Below are 577 nucleotides of genomic sequence, written 5' to 3' on the forward strand. Positions count from 1 at the left end.
GTACAACATCGCCGCGGTCGTCGGCGGAATGCCGGAGCGGATCGTGGAGGGTACCGACGCCGGTCTTGCGGACCGGGTTCCGGGCTCCCCGCTGGGGGACCTCCGGGAGCGGGTCTTCGGTGACGGTTCTGGGCTCGGCGGCCTCTTGGGCCTGCCGGGAGAGATCCCGCTGCCGCTGCCCTCGGGCCTGCTGCGAGGTCCGTTCTGATGTCAGTTCCGTCCTGCGGAGCAACGGTGCGTTCCGATGCGAAAGACGGTGACAGGCATGGCGATCGGCGTGCGTGAGCTGACGAGGCGAAGCGTCGCGGCGGTGGCACTCGTGACGGCGGCAGTGGTGCTGGGGGGATGCATGTCCATCGGTGGCGGCGAGCGGTACAGCGACGAGGAGGCGGCGCGCCGGACCGCGGTTCTGATGGCCCGGCCCTCCCTGGAGGAGATGATCGTGCGGGCGGAGGCGATGGGGCACGAGATCCGGTCCGCGATCTCGTCTGCCGTCCCGGTCGGTCCGTGGCGCCAGTCTCGTCCGCCGTCGTCGGCGGGGAACTGCGACGGCTTCTCCTACACCTACGGCCAGGGG

The 577-nt window shown here is 70.9% G+C and carries 2 protein-coding genes; both read left to right on the forward strand.

The window, feature by feature from the left end:
• A partial coding sequence (locus AC1DYG_RS18975; RefSeq protein ID WP_477641420.1) for a hypothetical protein occupies nt 1-208 on the forward strand: 208 nt, incomplete at its 5' end.
• Between the two features lie 57 nt (nt 209-265).
• Nucleotides 266-577: LppA family lipoprotein (locus AC1DYG_RS18980; protein ID WP_477641421.1), on the forward strand; the 312-nt coding region annotated here is incomplete at its 3' end.

It is taken from the genome of Pedococcus sp. P1_H8, assembly GCF_056405175.1.